Raw genomic sequence first — 18,062 nt, 5'->3', positions numbered from 1 at the left:
TTTCTTTCGGCGCCCACTTCGCTAGGAAGCTGGCTCATCAGGTTGGCGTGTTCCGCCGTGCTGGTAGGGGCGCATTATAGGGAGCTGAATCTTTCTGGCAAGTAAAAACACTGTGTTTTATTGAGGAAGATGTTCAAGTGTTCAACCAACAACCAGATTGCGCAATAAGCATCCACTCATGTGCGTCAGGAAGGGTGTTCTCCCTCTTTTACAGGCCAAAAACCCCGCTGTGCCTAACGATGCCTTATAAGGATGCGACGCTTTATATAGGAAGACAGATAAGGGTAAAGAGAGGGATAAATAGAAAAGGGCCCTGCCGGGCCCTTTTCTATCGTGCTGTTACGGCACATCAGATGGAGAAACTGGAACCGCAGCCACAGGTTGTGGTGGCATTGGGGTTGGTCACGGTAAAGCGGGAGCCTTCCAGACCTTCGGTGTAGTCCACACTGCCGCCCACCAGGTATTGCAGACTCATGGGATCGATCACCATGGTGACCCCACTCTTCTCAACCACTGTGTCCCCTTCATTGATCTTCTCATCGAAGGTGAAACCGTACTGGAAACCGGAGCAGCCACCGCCCGTGATGTAGACCCGCAGCTTGAGCTCGGGATTTTCTTCTTCGGTGATCAGGTTCTTCACCTTGTTGGCTGCCGCATCCGTCATCTGGATTGGCAACGGGGCTTCTGCTACTGCACTCATTACTGACCTCACAACCGTTAAATCCACAAACATGGAAACCGCGAAATTATCCAATACCCGACCATTTAGTTCAAGTATTCACCAAGCTTCTTACTGCACCGCAGGTGCCGGCGCAGGCGGAGCAACCACCAGTGGTTTGATCACCGCCCCCCATTCGGCCAGCAACTCCTGGGCTGGTTGCCGACCCTCTTTGCCAATAGTGACACGCACCCGGTCCGGTACAAAGCCTTCCGGCAACTGCCAGTTGCCTTCCAGCAGCTGAAAGTAGCGCAAGGCGTAACGCCCCTCGCCCACTTTCATGCCGAGCTCACGGCTGCCGAGGGTGCTGGGCTTGTCACCCAGGCTCCCTTCTACCTTTATCTGTACCTGACCGCGAAACAGCTCGCGCTTCTTGGCGGGCTGGGTCAAGGCCAGCCGATAGTGATAGCGACCGGGAATGCTGGTCTCCTGCAGGGTGAGGTTATCGATCACCACCCCCACCTGCTCACCCGTGGGTCGCATGATACGTTCGAAGAAGGCCAGCTGCCGCTTCTGTTCCTGCACCTGGGCTTCCTGATCCTTGAGCGTCTGCTGCAGTTGTTCGAACGCGGCTCTCTGGGTGGCCAGCAGCGTCTCCTTGATGCCGAGGTCACTCTTTAGCTGGCCAATCGCCTTGCCCTGCCGCTCCAGGGTCTCTTGCTGCACCGTCAACAGGCTGCTCTGGGCCAGTTCCTGTCGATTACCGACGAAATACCCGATCAGCGCACCCATCAGCAACACAGCCAACAACTTCAATATCTGGGACATAAGGCCTCTTTTGTTACTGCGCCATACAGCGGCCATGCTCCCTTCACTATACGCGACCCGACCGGATTCGCGCTGACATACAAGGAGTTAACTGGCCATGGCACCGCTGTCTCCCCGCTTTTGACGCGCCGCAAGCCGTAAAGTTCGCTCCAGGATCTGCGAATAGATGGGACGCCCACCCAGCCACTGAGCCACCAGGGTTACCCCGACCGTGGTGATCATCATGGGCAGGATCAACTGGTAGTTGTCGGTCATCTCGGTGACCAGCACGATACCCGTGATGGGGGCCCGCACAGTGGCGGCAAACAGCGCCCCCATGCCGGCGATGGCAAAGGCGCCCGGCTCTATGCCAAGCTCGGGAAATGCGGCATGAAACAGATGACCAAAGACGACGCCAAACAGGGTGCCAAGGGCCAGGGTCGGAGCAAACACGCCACCGGGCGCACCGGAGCAAAAACAGACCAGGGTAGCCACCAGCCGGATGGAGAAGATGAGAAACAGGGTCGCCATCGCATACTCACCGCCCATCAGATGGGGGATGAGCTCTGTCCCCCCGCCGGTCACCGAGGGGGCAAACAGCGACAGCACGCCGAAGGTGCCAGCCACCAGCATGCCGATGGCGACAAACCGGTGGCGTTTGTTCCGGTGCAGCGCCAGATAAGCATCCTGACAGGCCAGCACCAGCTTGTTGAAGACGAAGCCCAGCACCCCGAAGGTGGCCCCCATGAAGAGGAACAGCCAGAGCGCCTTCAGCGCCGGAGCCTCATAGTGCGGCAGGCTGATCACAGGCGCCTGGCCCTTCATGTTCTGCAGCATCAGGGTTGCCATGATGGCAGAGATCCCCACCGCCTTGATGGCCAGGAAGGAGTAGCGAAACTGGGGGCGCATCTCCTCCATCACAAACAGGATCCCCGCCAAGGGGGCATTGAAGGCGGCGGCCAACCCACCCGCAGCCCCGGCAGCCAGCAGGGCATGGCCGTGCTCCTTCGGCAACCGGAAGATATCCGCCACCATCTTGCCCAGGTTGCCCCCGATCTGCACCGAGGGCCCCTCCCGTCCCAGCACCATGCCGGAGCTCAGGGTGCAGATGCCGCCAAAAAACTTGACCGGCAACACCCGCCACCAGCGCACCGGACGCAGATCATCCATGGCACCCTCGATCTCGGGAATGCCGGAACCGCCCGCTTCAGGGGCAAAGGAGTGGGTGAGGAAGTAGCCGACAAAGCCCAGCAGGGCGCTGAAACAAAACCCGAGCAGACCGAGCTGCCACCAGGGACGATCGGCCAGCAAGGCGAGCCGCAGCCCGGCCAGCCAGTGCACGCCAGATTCGAACAGGCCGCACACCAGACCGGCCAGAGTGCCGACCAGGGCTGCCAGCAAGAGTACCAGCAGCGGCATCTTGTCTTGCTGAACAAGCCGCAGCAAGGAAGGGCGTCGCAAGACTGAGCCTGGGGGAGAGGCGAGCGGGTCGGAGGAGGAGAGTTCTTGTTGCACCAACGTATTGCACCATTTGGAAAAACCACATTCGTCTGCAGACAGACGCGGGGATCATCCGGCATGCCGCCCGGCTGCCCAGCACAGGGCCTTTCTGCTATAGTCGGCCCGTTTCATTTAGCACGGGGCAGGCTTGGGGCCCGGATGACGAGAGCGCAAAGCATACTCCACCGCCCCCTCACTGCCGAGCCGCAATCGGCCGCCTGCGCCTGTGTGACGACCAAAATCCCATTAAGGATGATCCATGTCAAAATCAGATCAGCTGTTTGAACAGGCCCGCCAGACCATTCCGGGTGGCGTCAACTCACCGGTCCGCGCCTTCAATGGGGTCGGCGGTACACCCCGCTTCATCGATCACGCCGATGGTGCCTACCTCTATGACGTGGATGGTCAGGCCTATGTGGATTACATCGGCTCCTGGGGCCCCATGCTGCTGGGGCACAATCACCCGGCCATCAAGGCCGCCGTCATCAAGGCGGTGGAGAAGGGGCTGAGCTACGGCGCGCCGACCGAGATCGAAGTGCTGATGGCCGAGAAGGTGCGCCAGATAGTGCCCTCCATGGAACAGGTGCGTATGGTCAACTCCGGCACGGAGGCGACCATGAGCGCCATCCGTCTGGCCCGTGGCTACACAGGTCGCGACAAGATCGTCAAATTCGAAGGCTGCTACCACGGCCACGCCGACTCCCTGCTGGTCAAGGCAGGCTCAGGCGCCCTGACGCTGGGTCAGCCCAACAGCCCGGGCGTGCCGGCCGATTTCGCCAAGCACACCCTGACCTGCGTGTTCAACGATCTGGATTCGGTGCGGGAAGTCTTCAGCCAGTACGGCAGCGAGATCGCCTGCATCATAGTCGAGCCGGTGGCCGGCAACATGAACTGCATTCCGCCGGTACCCGGCTTCCTGGAAGGGCTGCGCGCCATCTGTGACGAGGCCGGCGCCCTGCTGATCCTGGACGAAGTCATGACTGGCTTCCGCGTCTCCCTGCGCGGCGCCCAAGGTTACTACAATATCGACCCTGACCTCACCACCCTCGGCAAGATCATAGGGGCCGGCATGCCGGTCGGCGCCTTCGGCGGCAAGAAGAAGGTGATGCAGTACATAGCCCCGACCGGGCCGGTTTATCAGGCAGGCACCCTCTCCGGCAACCCGGTGGCCATGGCCGCCGGCCTCGCCATGCTGGACCTGCTGCTGGAACCGGGTCTGTATGAGCAACTGAACGCCAAGACAGCCCGGGTGGCCGAGGGGCTGAAAGCCGCCGCCGCCAAGCACGGCATCCCGCTTGCCATCAACTACGTGGGCGGCATGTTCGGCTTCTTCTTCACCGACGAGGCCGAGATCACCCGCTACGAGCAGGTGACCCATTGCGACATGGAACGTTTCAAGCGCTTCTACCATCTGATGCTGGAGGAAGGTGTCTATCTGGCGCCAAGCGCCTACGAGGCAGGCTTCCTGTCACTGGCGCACGGTGACAAGGAGATTGAACATACCCTGGCCGCCGCCGAGCGCAGCTTTGCCAAGCTGGCGGGTTAATCCCGACCCGGTTTGATGAGAGGGCCCTTCACGGGCCCTTTTTCATTGCCCCATGCCTGGCCCACCCCAGGCCCTGTCACGGTTCTGGTGCAATCCCCCTGTGGCCTCCTCCCGTTTGCCACTCTCTGGTGCAACAACCCCTGCCATCTTTGTCATAAAGCGGGCCCACTATTTGCACACCATCAGCAGGAGCCCACTTGACCGAGGTGTGTATGGCAGAGATGAGCCCCATCGATGTGCTGCGGCGCTATCAGGAATACGAAACCGAACTGACCCCCTTGTTGCTGGGGCTGCTCACCACCCCCCTCGACTCGCTCAGGGGTTATCCCTTCATACTGGCCATAGGCCAGAGCCATGAGCCTGCGAGGATCCTGCCCCCCGTACCGGCGCCACAGGCACAGCTGCGCCTGGTGGTGCAGGGTCATGGCCGGGAGCTGACGCTCTGCCTCAATCAGCTGATCGCCTGGCTGATGGGGGACAGAGAACGCCGCCGGGCCATGCCCTGGTTCAAGGCGGTGTACGTGGTGCTCAGCATGGCGCTGTTCCTAATCGTCGCTACCCTGATCTGGCATGGGCTGGAGCAGCTCTACCTGCTGCTGTGCGGGACGCAGCAGAACCGGCTCGGTGCCTTCAGCGCCATCATATTCCTGACCCTGGCGCTGGCGGTGTTCGATCTGGGCAAGACGATTCTGGAGGAGGAGGTGCTGCTGCATAAGGACATCTTCCGCCACAGCGCCATTCGCCGCACCATCACCCGCTTCATCGCCGCCATCCTGATCGCTGTCTCCATCGAGGGACTCTTGCTGCTGTTCAAGGGATCCCTCGGCCAGAGCGAGCTGCTCTGGCCTGCGGTCGGGGTGATGGGGTGTGCCGTGGGACTGCTGCTGGCACTGGGGCTGTATGTGTTTCTGGGAGCCAGGGCGGAGGCGGCACTGGTGCAGGCTAGCCTGCGACGCCCGCCAGCCGGGGTTGAGGCTAACGCCGCAACGCCCACCAGGAGACGCATCTGGTCCAGGAGATATGGGGGACGATGAAGGCCCAGCGGCCACGTCAGCATCACCACCGCCTGAACCAGCAAGGTGCGGCAAGCACAGCGCCGAAAAACGGCGCCGTACAGGCTAGCCAGCGACGCCCGCCAACCGGGGTTGGGACTGGCGCCGCGCCGCCCGCCAGGAGGCGTACATGGTCCAGGAGGTATAGATGACGATGAGGGCCACCAGCCACTTCAGCATCTCCATGTCCATGGATTTGACCAGCATGGCGGCCAGCACCACGCCAATGGGGCCGAAGATGGCCACCGCCAGCACCGCCTTGGCATCGAAGGCTCCCTTGCGGATGAAGGTGCCCGCCGAAAAGACGCTGAGCACGGCGGTGGAGCCCATCATGATGGGGAAGGCCGCCAGCGGATTCATGCCGAGCAGGTAGACCAGCGTCATGCAGGGGGCAAACAGGCCTATGCCGACGTTCATCAAGACCCCGAAGATGAAGTTGCCGAGCAGAGCAATGCCCAGCTTGTAGCCGGTCAGCCCCATGGCATCGCCGCCGAGGGGGAACAGCCCCAGCAGGCCCGCGAAGATGAGCCCGGCCACCACCAACAGGGAGACAGCCATCACCAGCCGTATGGTCTGTCGATCAAACGACGCCACATGGCGTGCACCCCAGGCCGCCCCCACAGCCGCCGCCACCATCATGCTGATGAGGGTGAGCGGATCCACCTTGACCACACCGATGAAGATGAGGGACTGGGTCACGGTCGGCAACACGCACTGACCATTGAGGGTGCCGGGCAACAGGCGATCATCGATCAGCTTGAACTGCTTGTAACAGGCCGTCTTCACCGCGAAGCTGCCGACGCCCAGGGTATCGAGAAAATTGGCAACAAACCCGATGGCAGCCACGGGCCAGAACGGGGTGGGTTCCAGCGATCCCTGTCGCCGTTTTTGCCACCAGGCCTGAACCAGCATGAAGATGAAAGCCAGGGCACAGATGATGAATATCAGGCGCAAAAGATTAATTAACATACAGAGTTCTCCAGCAACGGGCGGCGATTCTAAGGCAGTCAAAATAAAAAATCTTGGTCGGGATCAACCATTCACCCCATGCAAACGATTATCTGGAGAAAGTCCTGGCAGGCGCGCTCGAACGGCTCTGCTAATACTTGTCTATGAGGGCCAGCAGGCCTGGGGCCATCGGTGGTAGTCATGGTCATTTCGCGACGACCACAGTCACCGATGGGAAGTAGCCAAAAAGAAGGCCGGCATGCACCGACCTTCTTTTTTTATTGCTGACCGGCCCGTTGTCCGCAATCCGTCTCGTGCAGCCACGGCAAACGGGGCGCGAGCCAGCGGATCAGCGCATCCGACAATCCCGTCAGCAGCAAGAGTGGCAGGCAGAGCAGGGTCAGCGACAAGGCCCCCACATAGACGTCCGTCAGCCAGTGGGCCCCGGAGAGGATGCGGGGCGCCGAAAACAGCGGCACCATCAAGAGGGCCGTCACTTTGGCCCGGCGCGGCAGATAGCGCAGGGCGAAGCCGGCGAAGATCATCAGGAACAGGGCATGGTCGCCGGGAAAGCTGTCGCTGGAGGAGTCCTTGGTCGGGATCGCGCTGAGCTGGGTGACACGCAGCGCATCTGGCACCGTCAGGGTCGGACTGGGCCGGCTGACCGGCAGCAGATGGCCGAACTGGTTGATAGCCAGGGCCCCCAACAGCATGACGATCCCCATGGCCACCAGACGGCGGCGACCGGGTTCATGGGAGCGGAAGAAACCAGTCGCGAGGATCAGCCCCATGCAGGCCAGCACCGCCAGATCGAACAGGCGATGGTTGGTCACAGCCACCACATCGGCCCACAGCCGAGACTGGCCCAGCCAGCCGTTGACCAGATGGAAGACGGCGAGATCCCACTGATCCCAAAGACCATGGGCAGGCAGGACACTCCAGCTGATGGCGATCAGGCCCCCCACCAGATAACACGGCACAAACTTGTTCATGCAGACGCTCCTCTCCCAAAAAAGCGCAGTATTTTAGAACATAAAAATCGTGACGTGAATCACATAAATGTAAGCGGGGGTAACAAGACAAGCCCCCGCGATGGCCCCTGGGCGCCCTGTCACGACCAGCCAGAGGGGGTTTGGTGTGCCATCTTGGCCTGAACCCGGCTTGCGGCTAGTATGAGGGCTCTTATTTAGCGAGATGATGAGGAATATGCGCAGCTACCTTCGCATTATGCTGTTTGCCCTGGGTTTGCTGGCGGGCGTTCAGATACCGGGTCTGATCGACCTCTACTACCAGCGGCTGGATGCGCGTCTGCAGCAGGCCAACCTCAGCCTGGTGCCGTTTCAGGGCACGGCGGATCAACACTTCAACGGCGATCTGACCGCACTGGTCAACCACTATCGCACCAATCCCGACCCCGTGTTTGCACAGGATGCCACCAGCCTGCAGCATCTGGTGAGCCAGCAGCAGACGCTGTTGCAGGAGAGTACCTTCAAGGATCGCCCCTGGTATCAGCAGCTGACGCACCTGCTGCTGCGCGCCGATGCCCAGCTCTGGCAAGATACCCTGCAAAACTACAGCTACCTGGTACCGCTCAAGCAATCGGCCATCATCTGTGGCATGTCGATAGGCTTCATCGCCGCCTTGCTGGGGGATCTGCTGCTGAGCCTGCTTCTGCTGCCATTTCGAAAGCAACAACCGAGAACACGCCATGCCCTGCGCTAGCTGTAACGCATAAACATCGCTACAGCGACAAAAGCAAAAGGGGCCTGATGGCCCCTTCTTTACTTTCAGACTGACGCGTTCATACCTCGTAAGGCAGCCGTGACTGTGCCACCAGCCGATCGAGCGCCTGTACCACCTGGGGATCGAACTGGCTGCCCGAGCGGGACTGTATGTATTCCATGGTCTGCGCCAGCGACCAGGGCTCCTTGTAGTGACGCCTGCTGAGCAGGGCATCGAACACATCGACCACAGCCACAATACGGGCCGACAGCGGGATCGCCTCCCCCGCCAGTTGCTCCGGATAACCCTTGCCATCGAAATGCTCGTGGTGTCCACGGGCGATCTCGGCTCCCAGCGACAGATAGCTGGTGCCTTCGACCATCTCGCCCGCCTTGTAGAGGATGTTGGCGCCTATGCCCGCATGCTGCTCCATGATGAGCCGTTCATCCGGCTCGAACCGTCCAGGCTTGTGCAGTATGTGGTCAGGGGTGCCGACCTTGCCGACGTCGTGCAGTATGCTGGCCATGCCTATCATGTCGACAAAACCGGGGGTCAGCTCATCGGGGTAGGCCCCCGCCTGCTGCATCTCGGCCACTATGGCATCGGACAGCTTCTGCACCCGCAGCACGTGCTCGCCGGTATCCGAGTCGCGAAACTCCGCCAGCGCGGCCAGCGCCACCACGGTCGCCTCCTGGGCGCGCAACAGCTGGTTGTAGAGATAAAGGTTGTCGTATGCAGCCGAAATCCGCTGACAGAACACATCCAGCAGATCGCATTCGAGGGGATCGAGCGGCTGGGTCGGCGTGAAATTGAGCACAAACTCACGGCCGTTCTGGGCGGCGATATAGAGCGCATCCTGCGGGTGTTCGAAGCGGTTGCGGCGGTTGGCGAGCGCACTCATCACAGAGTCGTGCAGCGCCGGAAAGGCGCTCAATGGCACCTCGTCGAGCAGGGATTCATAGTCACCTGTGGCGGCCAGGATCTCCAGCTCCTGGGTGCCCGGCCGGCGTTCGACGCAGATGGCCCCCTCCGTGCCCACATCCAGGATGGCGCTGATTTGCTTGAGCACACCGGAGGCAAATTCCCGAAGCGAATGAAGGTGATAGAGATCCCCCGCCCCCTCCAGTATCTTGCCTAGCCCCTGCCGGCTCTTGTCGATGGCGCAGAGGGTCTCGTAGGAGCGCAGCGAGGCGATGACGGTGGTGTAGAGCTTCTGCACCGTCAGTTCCGTCTTGGTCTTGTAGTCGTTGATGTCGTAATCGAGGATCACCCGCTGCTCCGGAGCCTGACCGGGCTGGCCGGTGCGAAGCACTATCCGCACCAGGCTGTTGTGCATCTCGTTGCGGATCTGGTGTACCAACCGCAGCCCCGCATCTTCCGTCTCCATCACCACATCCAGCAGGATCAGCGCGATGCGCGGGTTGGCCAGCAGCATACGGGCCGCTTCAGCACCACTGTAGGCATTGAGGAGTTCGAGGGGACGGGATTTGTATTGAATGTTGGAAAGTGCCAGCCGGGTTGCATGATGAATATCCGGTTCATCGTCCACGATCAGTACCTGCCAGGGGTTGATCGCCTTGGTCACCACGACCTCATCATCGTCCAGCTCGATGATGTCGTCATCCAGCCAGATCTCATCCTTGTCTTGGGCACTGCTCATATCGTTCACGCCTCCAGGCGCTGCATGAGTGTATTGACAGTATGTACCATCAGGCAGCGATGGATCACAAGAAGCCACTGCGTTCAGCCCCTCGTCAACGGCCCTGGAACGCCCGGTTTGCCTGCTTACTCGAAAGGCTCCAGATAGGCCTGGATCGCCTTCTTCAACCACGCCAGCACCTTGCCATGATAGGCGTTTTCCGACAGATAGACGCCATAATCGCGCCATTGCAGGCTGAATTTGTGTTTCAGGGTCAGCAGTTCCCCCTGCCGCAACTGACTCTGGATCAAGGGGGAAGGGAGCACGGCCCAACCCAACCCGTCCAGCACAGCATCCCGCATCAACTCGAAGCTGGAGAGGCCTATGTGCTGGCCGCCGATGGGGAGCAGGCTCTTGACCGAAAATTCATCCACGTAGGAGAGGGTGACCTGGGTATGGCCGGTCAAATCCTGCTGCAACACCCGCTTCAGGCTGGCCAGCGGGTGGCTCGGCGCCACCACCATCAGGGTGCGGATCGGATTGAGCACATCTATGTTGAGGCCGCTGCGCTCCTGCTCCTCTGTGATGAGGCCGAAGGCGGCATCGACAAACCCCTCCTCCACCAGGGCGGGCAGCTCGGGGGGCGAGGCCAGCACCAGCGAGATACTGGTGCCTGGAAACTGGCGGCGCAGCGCGCCCAGCAGGTCGCGCCAGACCAGCTCGGGGATGGCATCATCCCGCGCCACCCGCAGCGCCACCTCGGCACCGGAGGCATAGTGCTCGCACTTGAGCTTGAGGCTGTTGGCCGCCTGCAGCAGCCGCTTGCAGTCATCCAGCACCAGCTCGCCTATCTCGGTCAATCGGCTCTGGTTGGCCCCTCGTTCAAAAAGTTCGACGCCAAGCTCAACTTCCAGTGCCGCGATCGCCGTGCTGACCGCGCTGCGGCTCTTGCCAAGACGGCGCGCCGTGTTGGCGATGGAGCCGCTGCTGGCGGACTCGACAAAGAGTTGTATCTGATAAAGCTTCATGACCGGGGCCGATGACGGAGGATCCTATATTCACATTACCTCGCCCCTCCTCGGCAAGGCAAACCTTCAGCGTCTGAATAGTCGACGCTCAGCGATTGCTGCACCCGCTCTCACTGCGGCTATCATCTCCCTCGTCGCAGCCACAGAAGGAAATTTTATGTTATTCAGTCGCATGCTCTTAGCTCGCATGTTTTTGACGGGCGCCATCCTGACCGAGGTGGCAGGCACCTCCAGCATGGCCCTGATCCCGGAGAACGAGGCCGGATGGCTCAACTATCTGCCGATGTGGATCCTCATCTCTTTCTCATATCTGCTGCTGGCCAAAGCCGCCAAAACAATCTCCATTGGTATTGCGTTTGCACTGTGGGAAGGCTTGGGGATCGGCCTGATCACCCTGGTCTCCATCCTGTTTCTGGGTTACGACATAGGTACCCAGGAGCTGATAGGTCTGGTGCTGGCAATAGTGGGTATTGTTATGGTGACAATGGGTGAAACCCACGATGAGCCGGTTGCCCGCCCACGTGGCACAGCCAGCCTGAGCAAGATAAAGGAGGCCACATGCACCCGTTGATTATCGTGCTCGGCGCGGCCCTGCTGGATATAGGCGCCAACATGGCGATCAACCGCTCGGTGGGTTTCCGCTACAAGGGCTGGGGCTTCCTCGGCATCCTGCTGGTGCTGTGCGCCTTTACCCTGCTCTCGGAAGCCGTGAGCACCGGCAAGATCGACCTGGCGGTCGCCTATGCCACCTGGGGTGCCATCGGCATTCTCGGTACCGCGCTCGGGGGCCTGCTGCTGTTTGGCGAGCGCCTCAAGCCCATCGGCTGGGTCGGCATGGTGGTGATGGCCGTCGCGGTGGCGCTGCTGACCACGGCTTAACTCCCTTTTGCTCACACAATAAAAAAGCCGCCCGGTTCGCCGGGCGGCTTTTTTGCGAATGGTTACGGGCAACCAAGCGGGCTAACGGGCCGTTTCGTACAGCTCCAGCGGCAGACCATCGGGGTCGGCGAAGAAGGTGAAGCGCTTGCCGGTCAGTTCATCCACCCGCACTGGCTCCACCTCGATCTGATGGATCTGCAGATGCCGGATGACGCGGTCGAGCTCGCTGACCCGGAAGGCCAGGTGGCGCAGACCACAGGCCTCCGGCCTCGAGGGGCGCGCGGGCGGCGCCGGGAAGCTGAACAGCTCCAACTGGCTGCCATCGGGCAGGCCCAGATCCAGCTTCCAGGATTGGCGTGCCTCGCGCAGGGTCTCGGCCAGGATGGGCAGCCCCAGCACCTGGTGATAGAAGTGGCGCGAGCGGTCATAGTCGCTGGCGATGATGGCCACATGATGGATGGCGTCAAACAACGGGAAAGTCATATGCACTCCAGTCAAACGGGCAGCCAGGGCTGCCCGTTTCGTCTATCAGTTGAAGAAGCCGCCGAACCAGTCATCCAGCGCGCTGCGTGGTGAGGGGCTGCCACAGCTCATGGGCTCGGCCAGTCCGGCCAGTTTGGCCGGCACCTGCAGGCTGCCCGGGCAGTCGCTGACCACGCGGGATCCGCTGGCGCGGGAGAAGTTGGCCCAGCTCACCCCTTGCGGCATCTTCAACGCCAGGCTGTTGACGCCGCGCTGACTCATGTAGCCGCTAAACAGCTGCAGGGCGCCGCTGGCCCCGGTCAGCCCGGCGGACGTATTGTCGTCACGCCCCACCCAGATGCTGACCAGCTCGTTGTTGTCCAGCCCGGCAAACCAGGAATCGCGCAGCTCGTTGGTGGTGCCCGTCTTGGCCGCCATGGTGGCGCCGGGGAACTTGGCATTCAGCGCACGGGCCGTGCCCTGGCTCACCGTCTTGGTCATGGCGAACAGGGTCAGCCAGCTGGCCTGCTCGTCGGTGACCCGCTTGGCGGTCTGATCATGCTGATAGAGAGTGCTGCCATCGCTGTTGACCACGGCGCGGATCGCCGACAGCGGCTGGGTCAGCCCCTGGTTGGCGATGGGCAGATACATCTGGTTCACCTCCATAGGCGACAGGGCCACGGCCCCCAACACCAGCGATGGATAGGGCTGGATCTCCTGCTCGACCCCCAGCTTGTGCAGGGTATCCACCACCTTGTCCAGCCCCACCTGCAGACCCAGATTGACGGTCGGCACGTTGAGGGAGCTGGCCAGCGCATCCATCAGCGGTACGCTCTGGCGGAACTTGCGATCATAGTTCTGCGGCGTCCAGATCTGGCCATCCTTGCCACGGATGCGGATCGGCTGATCTTTCAGCGGGGTCGCCAGGGTCAGGCCGTTGGAGAGGCCGGTCAGGTAGACGGCCGGCTTGACCAGGGAGCCTATCTGGCGCCGGGCATCCAGCGCCCGGTTGAAGCCGGCGTAGCGGGGATCCCGTCCCCCCACCAGCGCAACCACTTCGCCCTTGTGCCAGTCGGAGACCACCATGGCCGCCTCCAGCTTCTTCTTGCCGCGCTGCTTCTCGATGAGCGTCAGACCCGATGCCACCGCCTGCTCGGCGGCGTGCTGGGCGATGGGATCCAGGCTGGTGAAGATCTTGAGGCCGGACTGCTTGAGCAGATCGGCGCCGAAACGGCTCTGGATCTCGCGCTTGAGCAGGCCCATGAAGGCCGGGGTGCGACCATAGCTCATCTGGCCACGGGTGATGATGCCGAGCGGCTGCTTGCTGGCGAGTTCGTACTCGGCCGGTTGCAGGCTGCCGTGATCCATCAGCAGCTTGAGCACCAGATCACGCCGGGTCTTGGCCCGCTCCGGGAAGCGCCAGGGATCGTAATAGGAAGGTCCCTTCACCAGCCCCACCAGCAACGCCACCTGATCTATGTCCAGCTCGTTGACCGGAATGCCGAAGTAGAAATAGGAGGCGAGCCCGAAACCGTACACCCCTTGCGAGAAGTTCTGCCCCAGATAGACCTCGTTGAGGTAGGCCTCCAGGATCTCGTCCTTGCTGTAGCGATAGTCGATCAGCACCGCCATGTAGGCTTCCTGCGCCTTGCGCCACAGGCTGCGCTCGCGGGTCAGGAAGAAGTTCTTGGCCAACTGCTGAGTGAGGGTACTGCCCCCCTGCACGGTGCGACCGGCCAGCACGTTGGCCGCCATGGCGCGCAATATGGCCACCGGCGAGACGCCGCCGTGCTGATAGAAGTCGCGATCTTCGGTGGTGAGCAGGGTCACCAGCAGGCTGTCGGGCACCTCGGCGATGCGCACCAACAGGCGATCCTCCCGATCCTCGGTGTTGAGGCGGTCGAGCAGCACAGGGTCCATCTGGGCGTAGCCGAGCTGGCGCTGGTTCTCCAGCGACTGGATCCCCTCCAGCCGCGCGCCGTTGAAGGTGAGGCGCAGGCCGCGGGCACCGTCGGCGCCATCGTGGAAGGCGAATGGGCGGCGAATAAGCTCGATGCGGTTGCCGTTGATCGCATACTCGCCCGGCGTGTGAGGCTGGCGCACCTGCTTGTAGCTCAGCATGTTGAGCTCACGCAGCATCTGGGTCTGGGAGAGGCGCTGGCTGGGGTAGAGCTCCAGCGGACGGCTGTAGACCATCACCGGCAGTTGCCACTTCTCGCCATCGAAGCGCTCGCGCACCTTGGTATCCAGGTAGATGCCAAACACCACCATGAAGGCGGCCACCACCAGGGAGAGCTTGAAGCCAAGCCAGAACAGCTTGCGCCAGATGGTGCGTTTGGGCGCCACCTTCTTGGGTGCGCGCTTGCGTCGTTGCGTTGCCATGAATCCTCTTTGCTATTCGTTATGTCGCCATCGCGGGCGTAGTCATTATCTCATTGGTCTTGGCGAGCGCCGCAGGCCGATTAACCGCGCAGCGCCCTAGTCAAGCGGCCGTGATCCACAGGTTCGCTCAGGCTGCGCCAATCACAGCTAGATGCCCATCTTCTTCTTGGTCACCTTGGTCGGCATCGCCTCCAGCGGGTTATCCGGCCAGTAGTGACGGGGATAACGCCCCTTCATCTCTTTTTTTACCAGCTCGTAGGAACCGGCCCAGAAGGCGGCAAGATCGGCGGTGATCTGCAGCGGCCGCTGGGCCGGCGAGAGCAGCTCCACCACCAGCGCCACCCGGCCGTCGGCCACGCAGGGGGTGGTGCCTTGCCCGAACATCTCCTGAATGCGCACCGGGATCACAGGCGCCTGACCCGGCTGATAGCGAATGCGCACCCGGCTGCCGGTCGGCGCCGTGAAGTGGCTCGGCAGCGCCTCGTCCAGCCGTTTGGGCAGCGGCCAGGGCAGGGATTGACGCAGGATGTCGTTGAGGTTGAGCCGCTTCAGCTGCTCCAGCCGGGTCATGCCACTCAGGGCAGGCAACAACCACTCTTCCAGCCGGGCCATCAGGCTTTCGTCGTCCATGGCGGGCCAGCCGTCATCCGGCAGCCAGTCGCGGGCACAGCGCAGACGGGCCAGCAGCCCTTCGCTCTGCTCATCCCAGGGCAGCACATGCAACCCCTTGCGGCGGATCCCCTGCAGCAGACAGCGCCCCTTCTGCTCATCGGAGAGCTCGGTCAGCGGCCGCTGGCTCAGCACCAGCTCGCCGATCACCTGCTGGCGCTCGGCCCGCACCCGCTCCTCCCGTTCGTCCCAGTCGAACCACTGGCGCTCGCTCACCAGCTCCGGCAGCTGGCGCGCCAGCTCGTCCAGCTCCACCGGCTCGGCGATGAAGATGCGGCTGCCACGATCGTTCTGCCCCATCTCGATGGCGATCAGGGCCCCTTGTCCCTGGCATGGGTGACCTTCTACCAGATCGCAGCTCACCCCACCACTGAGTTGATAGCGGCTGCCGCTGCGCAGCTTGCCGATCCTGTCCGGCCAGGCGAGGGCGCACAGCAGTCCCAGCCACTGCCCCTGTGCCTGACGTTGTGACGCACCAGACCTGACACCGAGGCGCTCGAACCAGCGGGCCGCCCCCTGCCGCAGGGCGCCAAGCCGGCGGTGAAACAGCACACAGAGGCGTTCAGATCCTCGCAGATCTTCTTCCAGCAGCGCCACCAGGAAAGCGGCATCGGCGACAATCCCTGTCAGACCCTCGGCCTCCAGCGCGCGGGCCCGCAGCAGCATGCGCGCCAGCCGGGGATGAGTACCGAAGGCCGCCATGGCACGGCCGGCGGGGGTAAGTTGTTGCTCACCTTCGGGCGTCATGGCGCCAAGGCTGACCAGCAGCCGCTGGGCGCTGGCCACGGCGGCGGCGGGGGGCATGTCCAGCAGTGGCAGGCTCTCCACCCTGGCGCCCCACTGGGCGGCGTCCAGCAGCAGGCCGGTCAGCTCCTGGGTCAGTATGTCCGGCGGGCTCTGCTCGGCGAGACGCTCCTGCACCTCGCCGCTCCAGAGCCGGTAGCAGACACCGGGGCCGAGCCGGCCCGCGCGGCCCGCCCGCTGGGTAGCGGAAGCCCTGGCGATCTGGCGGGTCTCCAGCCGGGTGACGCCGCTTTTCAGATCAAAGCTGGCGCGCCGCTCCAGCCCGCTGTCGATGACCATGTGTATGCCCTCTATGGTGAGGGAGGTCTCCGCCACATTGGTGGTGAGCACCAGCTTACGGCGGCCCGCAGGCGCCGGCTCGATGGCGGCCTGCTGCGCCGCCATGTCGAGGCGCCCATAGAGCGGAGCGAGGCGCACGTCATCCGGCAGCCGTCCCTCCAGCCACTGGGCAAGCCGCTCTATCTCCCCCTGCCCCGGCAGGAACACCAGGGCGCTGCCGGCACCGCTGGCCAGCGCCTCCAGCACGACGGCGCCGACTTGCGGCTCCAGCCACTGCTGGCGATTGATGGGGCGATAGTGATAGTCGATGGGAAAGCTGCGCCCCTCGGAACGGATCACCGGGGCGTCCGGCAACAGGGCCTCCAGCGCCATGCCATCCAGGGTGGCGGACATGATGAGCAGCTTGAGATCGTCCCGCAGCCCCTGCTGGCTCTCGATGGCAAAAGCCAGAGCGGTATCGGCGTGCAGGCTGCGCTCGTGGAACTCATCGAAGATGACGAGCGACACGCCCGCCAGCTCGGGATCCTGTTGCAGCATCCGGGTCAGCACCCCCTCGGTGACGATCTCGAGTCGGGTCCGGGCACTGGTGCGACTCTCGCCCCTTACCCGCAGGCCGATGCGCTCGCCCACTTGCTCCCCCAGCTGACGGGCCAGAAAGCCCGCTATGTTGCGCGCCGCCAGACGACGAGGCTCCAGCATGATGATGCGACCGGGCAGCCGGTTCTGGCGGACCAGTTCCAGCGGCAGCAGGGTCGACTTGCCCGCGCCGGGCGGCGCCTGCAGGATCACGCTGGCATGGCTGTCGATGGCGGCAAACAGCGCCGGCAACACGGACACTATGGGGAGTTGGGACAAAGCGACGAGCACCTTCTGTGATGACCTTAAAAACGGCGCCCATTCTGCCATAGCATCCGCCACCACCGTGAGCAGATGTCGCCAGCGAGACATAACCGCCACGGCTGCCCTGGCATCCACGGCCATGGCGCCGAGATACGCTGCGGCGAGACATGACCGCCACGGCTGCCCTAGCATTCACGGCCATGGCACCGAGATACGCTGCGGCGAGACATGACCACCACGGCTGCCATAGAATGGGGGCCATGTCATGAGCGTAAAAAGGCACACTCCCCAGAAATGGCCAAACTCTTCTTTGCCCTGCCCCTGCACCGGCTCGCCCCCGAGCTGATCGACTGGCGTGACCAGCGCCCCTGGCCGGGCCAGCCGGTCCCCGAAGCCAACCTCCACCTGACGCTGGCCTTTCTCGGTGAAGCCGATCAGGTCACCACTGCCCGCCTGATGGCCGCCGCCGAGCGGCAGCACTGTCCGCCACTGACCATCAGGCTGGATGAGACCGGCTGGTTCAGCCGTGCCAAGGCGGCCTGGGTGGGACCGGGTGACTGGCCGAACGAGCTGAACGTGCTGGCCAGGGCGCTGCGCCGCCACGGCGAGAAGCTGGGGCTTGGCAACGGCGAGCAGGGCTATCGCCCCCACGTCACCCTGTCGCGCAAGGCGAGCGAGGCGCCCGACACCTTGCCGGCGCCGGATTTTTTGCTGCACGCGGATCACTTCTGCCTCTATCAATCCATTGCCACCCCGGACGGGGTTCGCTATGAGCCGCTCGCCTGCTGGCCCCTGCGCGCCAGAGAGAAGATGGCGTCGTGACAGTCGCTCGGCCTCGCTTCCTGCC

The 18,062-nt window shown here is 62.7% G+C and carries 16 protein-coding genes; 6 read left to right on the top strand and 10 right to left on the bottom strand.

Annotation, left to right across the window (positions count from 1 at the left end; genetic code table 11):
• Window positions 1–349: 349 nt before the first annotated feature.
• From erpA to clcA, 3 genes are all read right to left on the bottom strand, one after another.
• Window positions 350–700 (bottom strand): iron-sulfur cluster insertion protein ErpA, encoded by a 351-nt coding sequence (gene erpA / locus BN1118_RS20205; protein ID WP_043141728.1) that lies wholly within the window; start codon window positions 698–700, stop codon window positions 350–352.
• Between the two features lie 90 nt (window positions 701–790).
• Window positions 791–1,486: a DUF6776 family protein gene (locus tag BN1118_RS20200; protein WP_043557702.1), complete on the bottom strand. Its 696-nt coding sequence runs from the start codon at window positions 1,484–1,486 to the stop codon at window positions 791–793.
• Window positions 1,487–1,573: 87 nt separating this feature from the next.
• Window positions 1,574–2,983 (bottom strand): H(+)/Cl(-) exchange transporter ClcA, encoded by a 1,410-nt coding sequence (gene clcA, locus BN1118_RS20195; RefSeq protein ID WP_043557701.1) that lies wholly within the window; start codon window positions 2,981–2,983, stop codon window positions 1,574–1,576.
• Between the two features lie 241 nt (window positions 2,984–3,224).
• On the opposite strand from clcA, the gene hemL reads away from it, so the two are divergent.
• Together hemL and BN1118_RS20185 are read left to right on the top strand one after the other, a co-directional pair.
• Window positions 3,225–4,511 (top strand): glutamate-1-semialdehyde 2,1-aminomutase, encoded by a 1,287-nt coding sequence (gene hemL, locus BN1118_RS20190; protein WP_043557700.1) that lies wholly within the window; start codon window positions 3,225–3,227, stop codon window positions 4,509–4,511.
• A 212-nt stretch (window positions 4,512–4,723) separates the two neighbouring features.
• Complete coding sequence (locus tag BN1118_RS20185; protein WP_043557705.1) at window positions 4,724–5,545, top strand: hypothetical protein; 822 nt, start codon at window positions 4,724–4,726, stop codon at window positions 5,543–5,545.
• Between the two features lie 84 nt (window positions 5,546–5,629).
• Here BN1118_RS20185 and BN1118_RS20180 read toward each other — a convergent pair whose 3' ends face one another.
• Both BN1118_RS20180 and BN1118_RS20175 read right to left on the bottom strand, forming a co-directional pair.
• Window positions 5,630–6,532, bottom strand: coding sequence for a sulfite exporter TauE/SafE family protein (locus tag BN1118_RS20180; protein WP_043557699.1), 903 nt, complete (start codon window positions 6,530–6,532; stop codon window positions 5,630–5,632).
• 257 nt (window positions 6,533–6,789) lie between these two features.
• The gene (locus tag BN1118_RS20175) at window positions 6,790–7,503 is read right to left on the bottom strand and encodes a phosphatase PAP2 family protein (protein WP_043557698.1); all 714 of its coding nucleotides are present in this window, start codon (window positions 7,501–7,503) and stop codon (window positions 6,790–6,792) included.
• A 202-nt stretch (window positions 7,504–7,705) separates the two neighbouring features.
• Between BN1118_RS20175 and BN1118_RS20170 the strand changes: the two genes are divergently transcribed.
• On the top strand, window positions 7,706–8,233 hold the full coding sequence (locus BN1118_RS20170) for a DUF2937 family protein (protein WP_043557697.1): 528 nt from the start codon (window positions 7,706–7,708) through the stop codon (window positions 8,231–8,233).
• Window positions 8,234–8,312: 79 nt separating this feature from the next.
• Here BN1118_RS20170 and BN1118_RS20165 read toward each other — a convergent pair whose 3' ends face one another.
• Window positions 8,313–9,893, bottom strand: a complete 1,581-nt coding sequence (locus BN1118_RS20165; protein ID WP_043557696.1) for a DUF3369 domain-containing protein — start codon at window positions 9,891–9,893, stop codon at window positions 8,313–8,315.
• 125 nt (window positions 9,894–10,018) lie between these two features.
• Window positions 10,019–10,900 (bottom strand): LysR family transcriptional regulator, encoded by an 882-nt coding sequence (locus tag BN1118_RS20160; RefSeq protein ID WP_043141706.1) that lies wholly within the window; start codon window positions 10,898–10,900, stop codon window positions 10,019–10,021.
• Window positions 10,901–11,057: 157 nt separating this feature from the next.
• Here BN1118_RS20160 and BN1118_RS20155 point away from each other — a divergent pair, with 157 nt between their 5' ends.
• Both BN1118_RS20155 and BN1118_RS20150 read left to right on the top strand, forming a co-directional pair.
• Complete coding sequence (locus BN1118_RS20155; RefSeq protein ID WP_080741178.1) at window positions 11,058–11,471, top strand: SMR family transporter; 414 nt, start codon at window positions 11,058–11,060, stop codon at window positions 11,469–11,471.
• Window positions 11,459–11,779 carry an SMR family transporter gene (locus tag BN1118_RS20150; protein ID WP_042869414.1) on the top strand — a complete coding sequence of 107 codons (321 nt, stop codon included), beginning with the start codon at window positions 11,459–11,461 and terminating at the stop codon, window positions 11,777–11,779. The genes BN1118_RS20155 and BN1118_RS20150 overlap by 13 nt, the downstream gene beginning before the upstream one ends.
• A gap of 81 nt (window positions 11,780–11,860) precedes the next feature.
• On the opposite strand, the gene gloA2 is transcribed toward BN1118_RS20150, so the two are convergent.
• The 3 genes from gloA2 to hrpB all read right to left on the bottom strand — a co-directional run bounded on the left by gloA2 (window position 11,861) and on the right by hrpB (window position 17,230).
• Window positions 11,861–12,262, bottom strand: coding sequence for an SMU1112c/YaeR family gloxylase I-like metalloprotein (gloA2, locus tag BN1118_RS20145; RefSeq protein ID WP_043141703.1), 402 nt, complete (start codon window positions 12,260–12,262; stop codon window positions 11,861–11,863).
• Between the two features lie 45 nt (window positions 12,263–12,307).
• Window positions 12,308–14,623, bottom strand: coding sequence for a penicillin-binding protein 1B (gene mrcB / locus BN1118_RS20140; protein ID WP_043557695.1), 2,316 nt, complete (start codon window positions 14,621–14,623; stop codon window positions 12,308–12,310).
• A 147-nt stretch (window positions 14,624–14,770) separates the two neighbouring features.
• On the bottom strand, window positions 14,771–17,230 hold the full coding sequence (gene hrpB / locus BN1118_RS20135) for an ATP-dependent helicase HrpB (protein WP_043557694.1): 2,460 nt from the start codon (window positions 17,228–17,230) through the stop codon (window positions 14,771–14,773).
• 279 nt (window positions 17,231–17,509) lie between these two features.
• On the opposite strand from hrpB, the gene thpR reads away from it, so the two are divergent.
• The gene (gene thpR / locus BN1118_RS20130; RefSeq protein WP_043557693.1) at window positions 17,510–18,037 is read left to right on the top strand and encodes an RNA 2',3'-cyclic phosphodiesterase; all 528 of its coding nucleotides are present in this window, start codon (window positions 17,510–17,512) and stop codon (window positions 18,035–18,037) included.
• The last annotated feature ends 25 nt before the right edge of the window (window positions 18,038–18,062 follow it).

It is taken from the genome of Aeromonas bestiarum, assembly GCF_000819745.1.
GTDB classification, from domain to species: domain Bacteria; phylum Pseudomonadota; class Gammaproteobacteria; order Enterobacterales; family Aeromonadaceae; genus Aeromonas; species Aeromonas bestiarum.
The sequence above is the reverse complement of the archived record's forward strand: the minus strand, read 5'-3'. Positions and strand labels throughout refer to the sequence as shown.

Coding starts and splice junctions, on each gene's coding strand:
- erpA (WP_043141728.1), bottom strand. CDS start 700: ATGAGTGCAGTAGCAGAAGCCCCGTTGCCAATCCAGATGACGGATGCG.
- BN1118_RS20200 (WP_043557702.1), bottom strand. CDS start 1,486: ATGTCCCAGATATTGAAGTTGTTGGCTGTGTTGCTGATGGGTGCGCTG.
- hemL (WP_043557700.1), top strand. CDS start 3,225: ATGTCAAAATCAGATCAGCTGTTTGAACAGGCCCGCCAGACCATTCCG.
- BN1118_RS20185 (WP_043557705.1), top strand. CDS start 4,724: ATGGCAGAGATGAGCCCCATCGATGTGCTGCGGCGCTATCAGGAATAC.
- BN1118_RS20180 (WP_043557699.1), bottom strand. CDS start 6,532: ATGTTAATTAATCTTTTGCGCCTGATATTCATCATCTGTGCCCTGGCT.
- BN1118_RS20175 (WP_043557698.1), bottom strand. CDS start 7,503: ATGAACAAGTTTGTGCCGTGTTATCTGGTGGGGGGCCTGATCGCCATC.
- BN1118_RS20170 (WP_043557697.1), top strand. CDS start 7,706: ATGATGAGGAATATGCGCAGCTACCTTCGCATTATGCTGTTTGCCCTG.
- BN1118_RS20165 (WP_043557696.1), bottom strand. CDS start 9,893: ATGAGCAGTGCCCAAGACAAGGATGAGATCTGGCTGGATGACGACATC.
- BN1118_RS20160 (WP_043141706.1), bottom strand. CDS start 10,900: ATGAAGCTTTATCAGATACAACTCTTTGTCGAGTCCGCCAGCAGCGGC.
- BN1118_RS20155 (WP_080741178.1), top strand. CDS start 11,058: ATGTTATTCAGTCGCATGCTCTTAGCTCGCATGTTTTTGACGGGCGCC.
- BN1118_RS20150 (WP_042869414.1), top strand. CDS start 11,459: ATGCACCCGTTGATTATCGTGCTCGGCGCGGCCCTGCTGGATATAGGC.
- gloA2 (WP_043141703.1), bottom strand. CDS start 12,262: ATGACTTTCCCGTTGTTTGACGCCATCCATCATGTGGCCATCATCGCC.
- mrcB (WP_043557695.1), bottom strand. CDS start 14,623: ATGGCAACGCAACGACGCAAGCGCGCACCCAAGAAGGTGGCGCCCAAA.
- thpR (WP_043557693.1), top strand. CDS start 17,510: ATGGCCAAACTCTTCTTTGCCCTGCCCCTGCACCGGCTCGCCCCCGAG.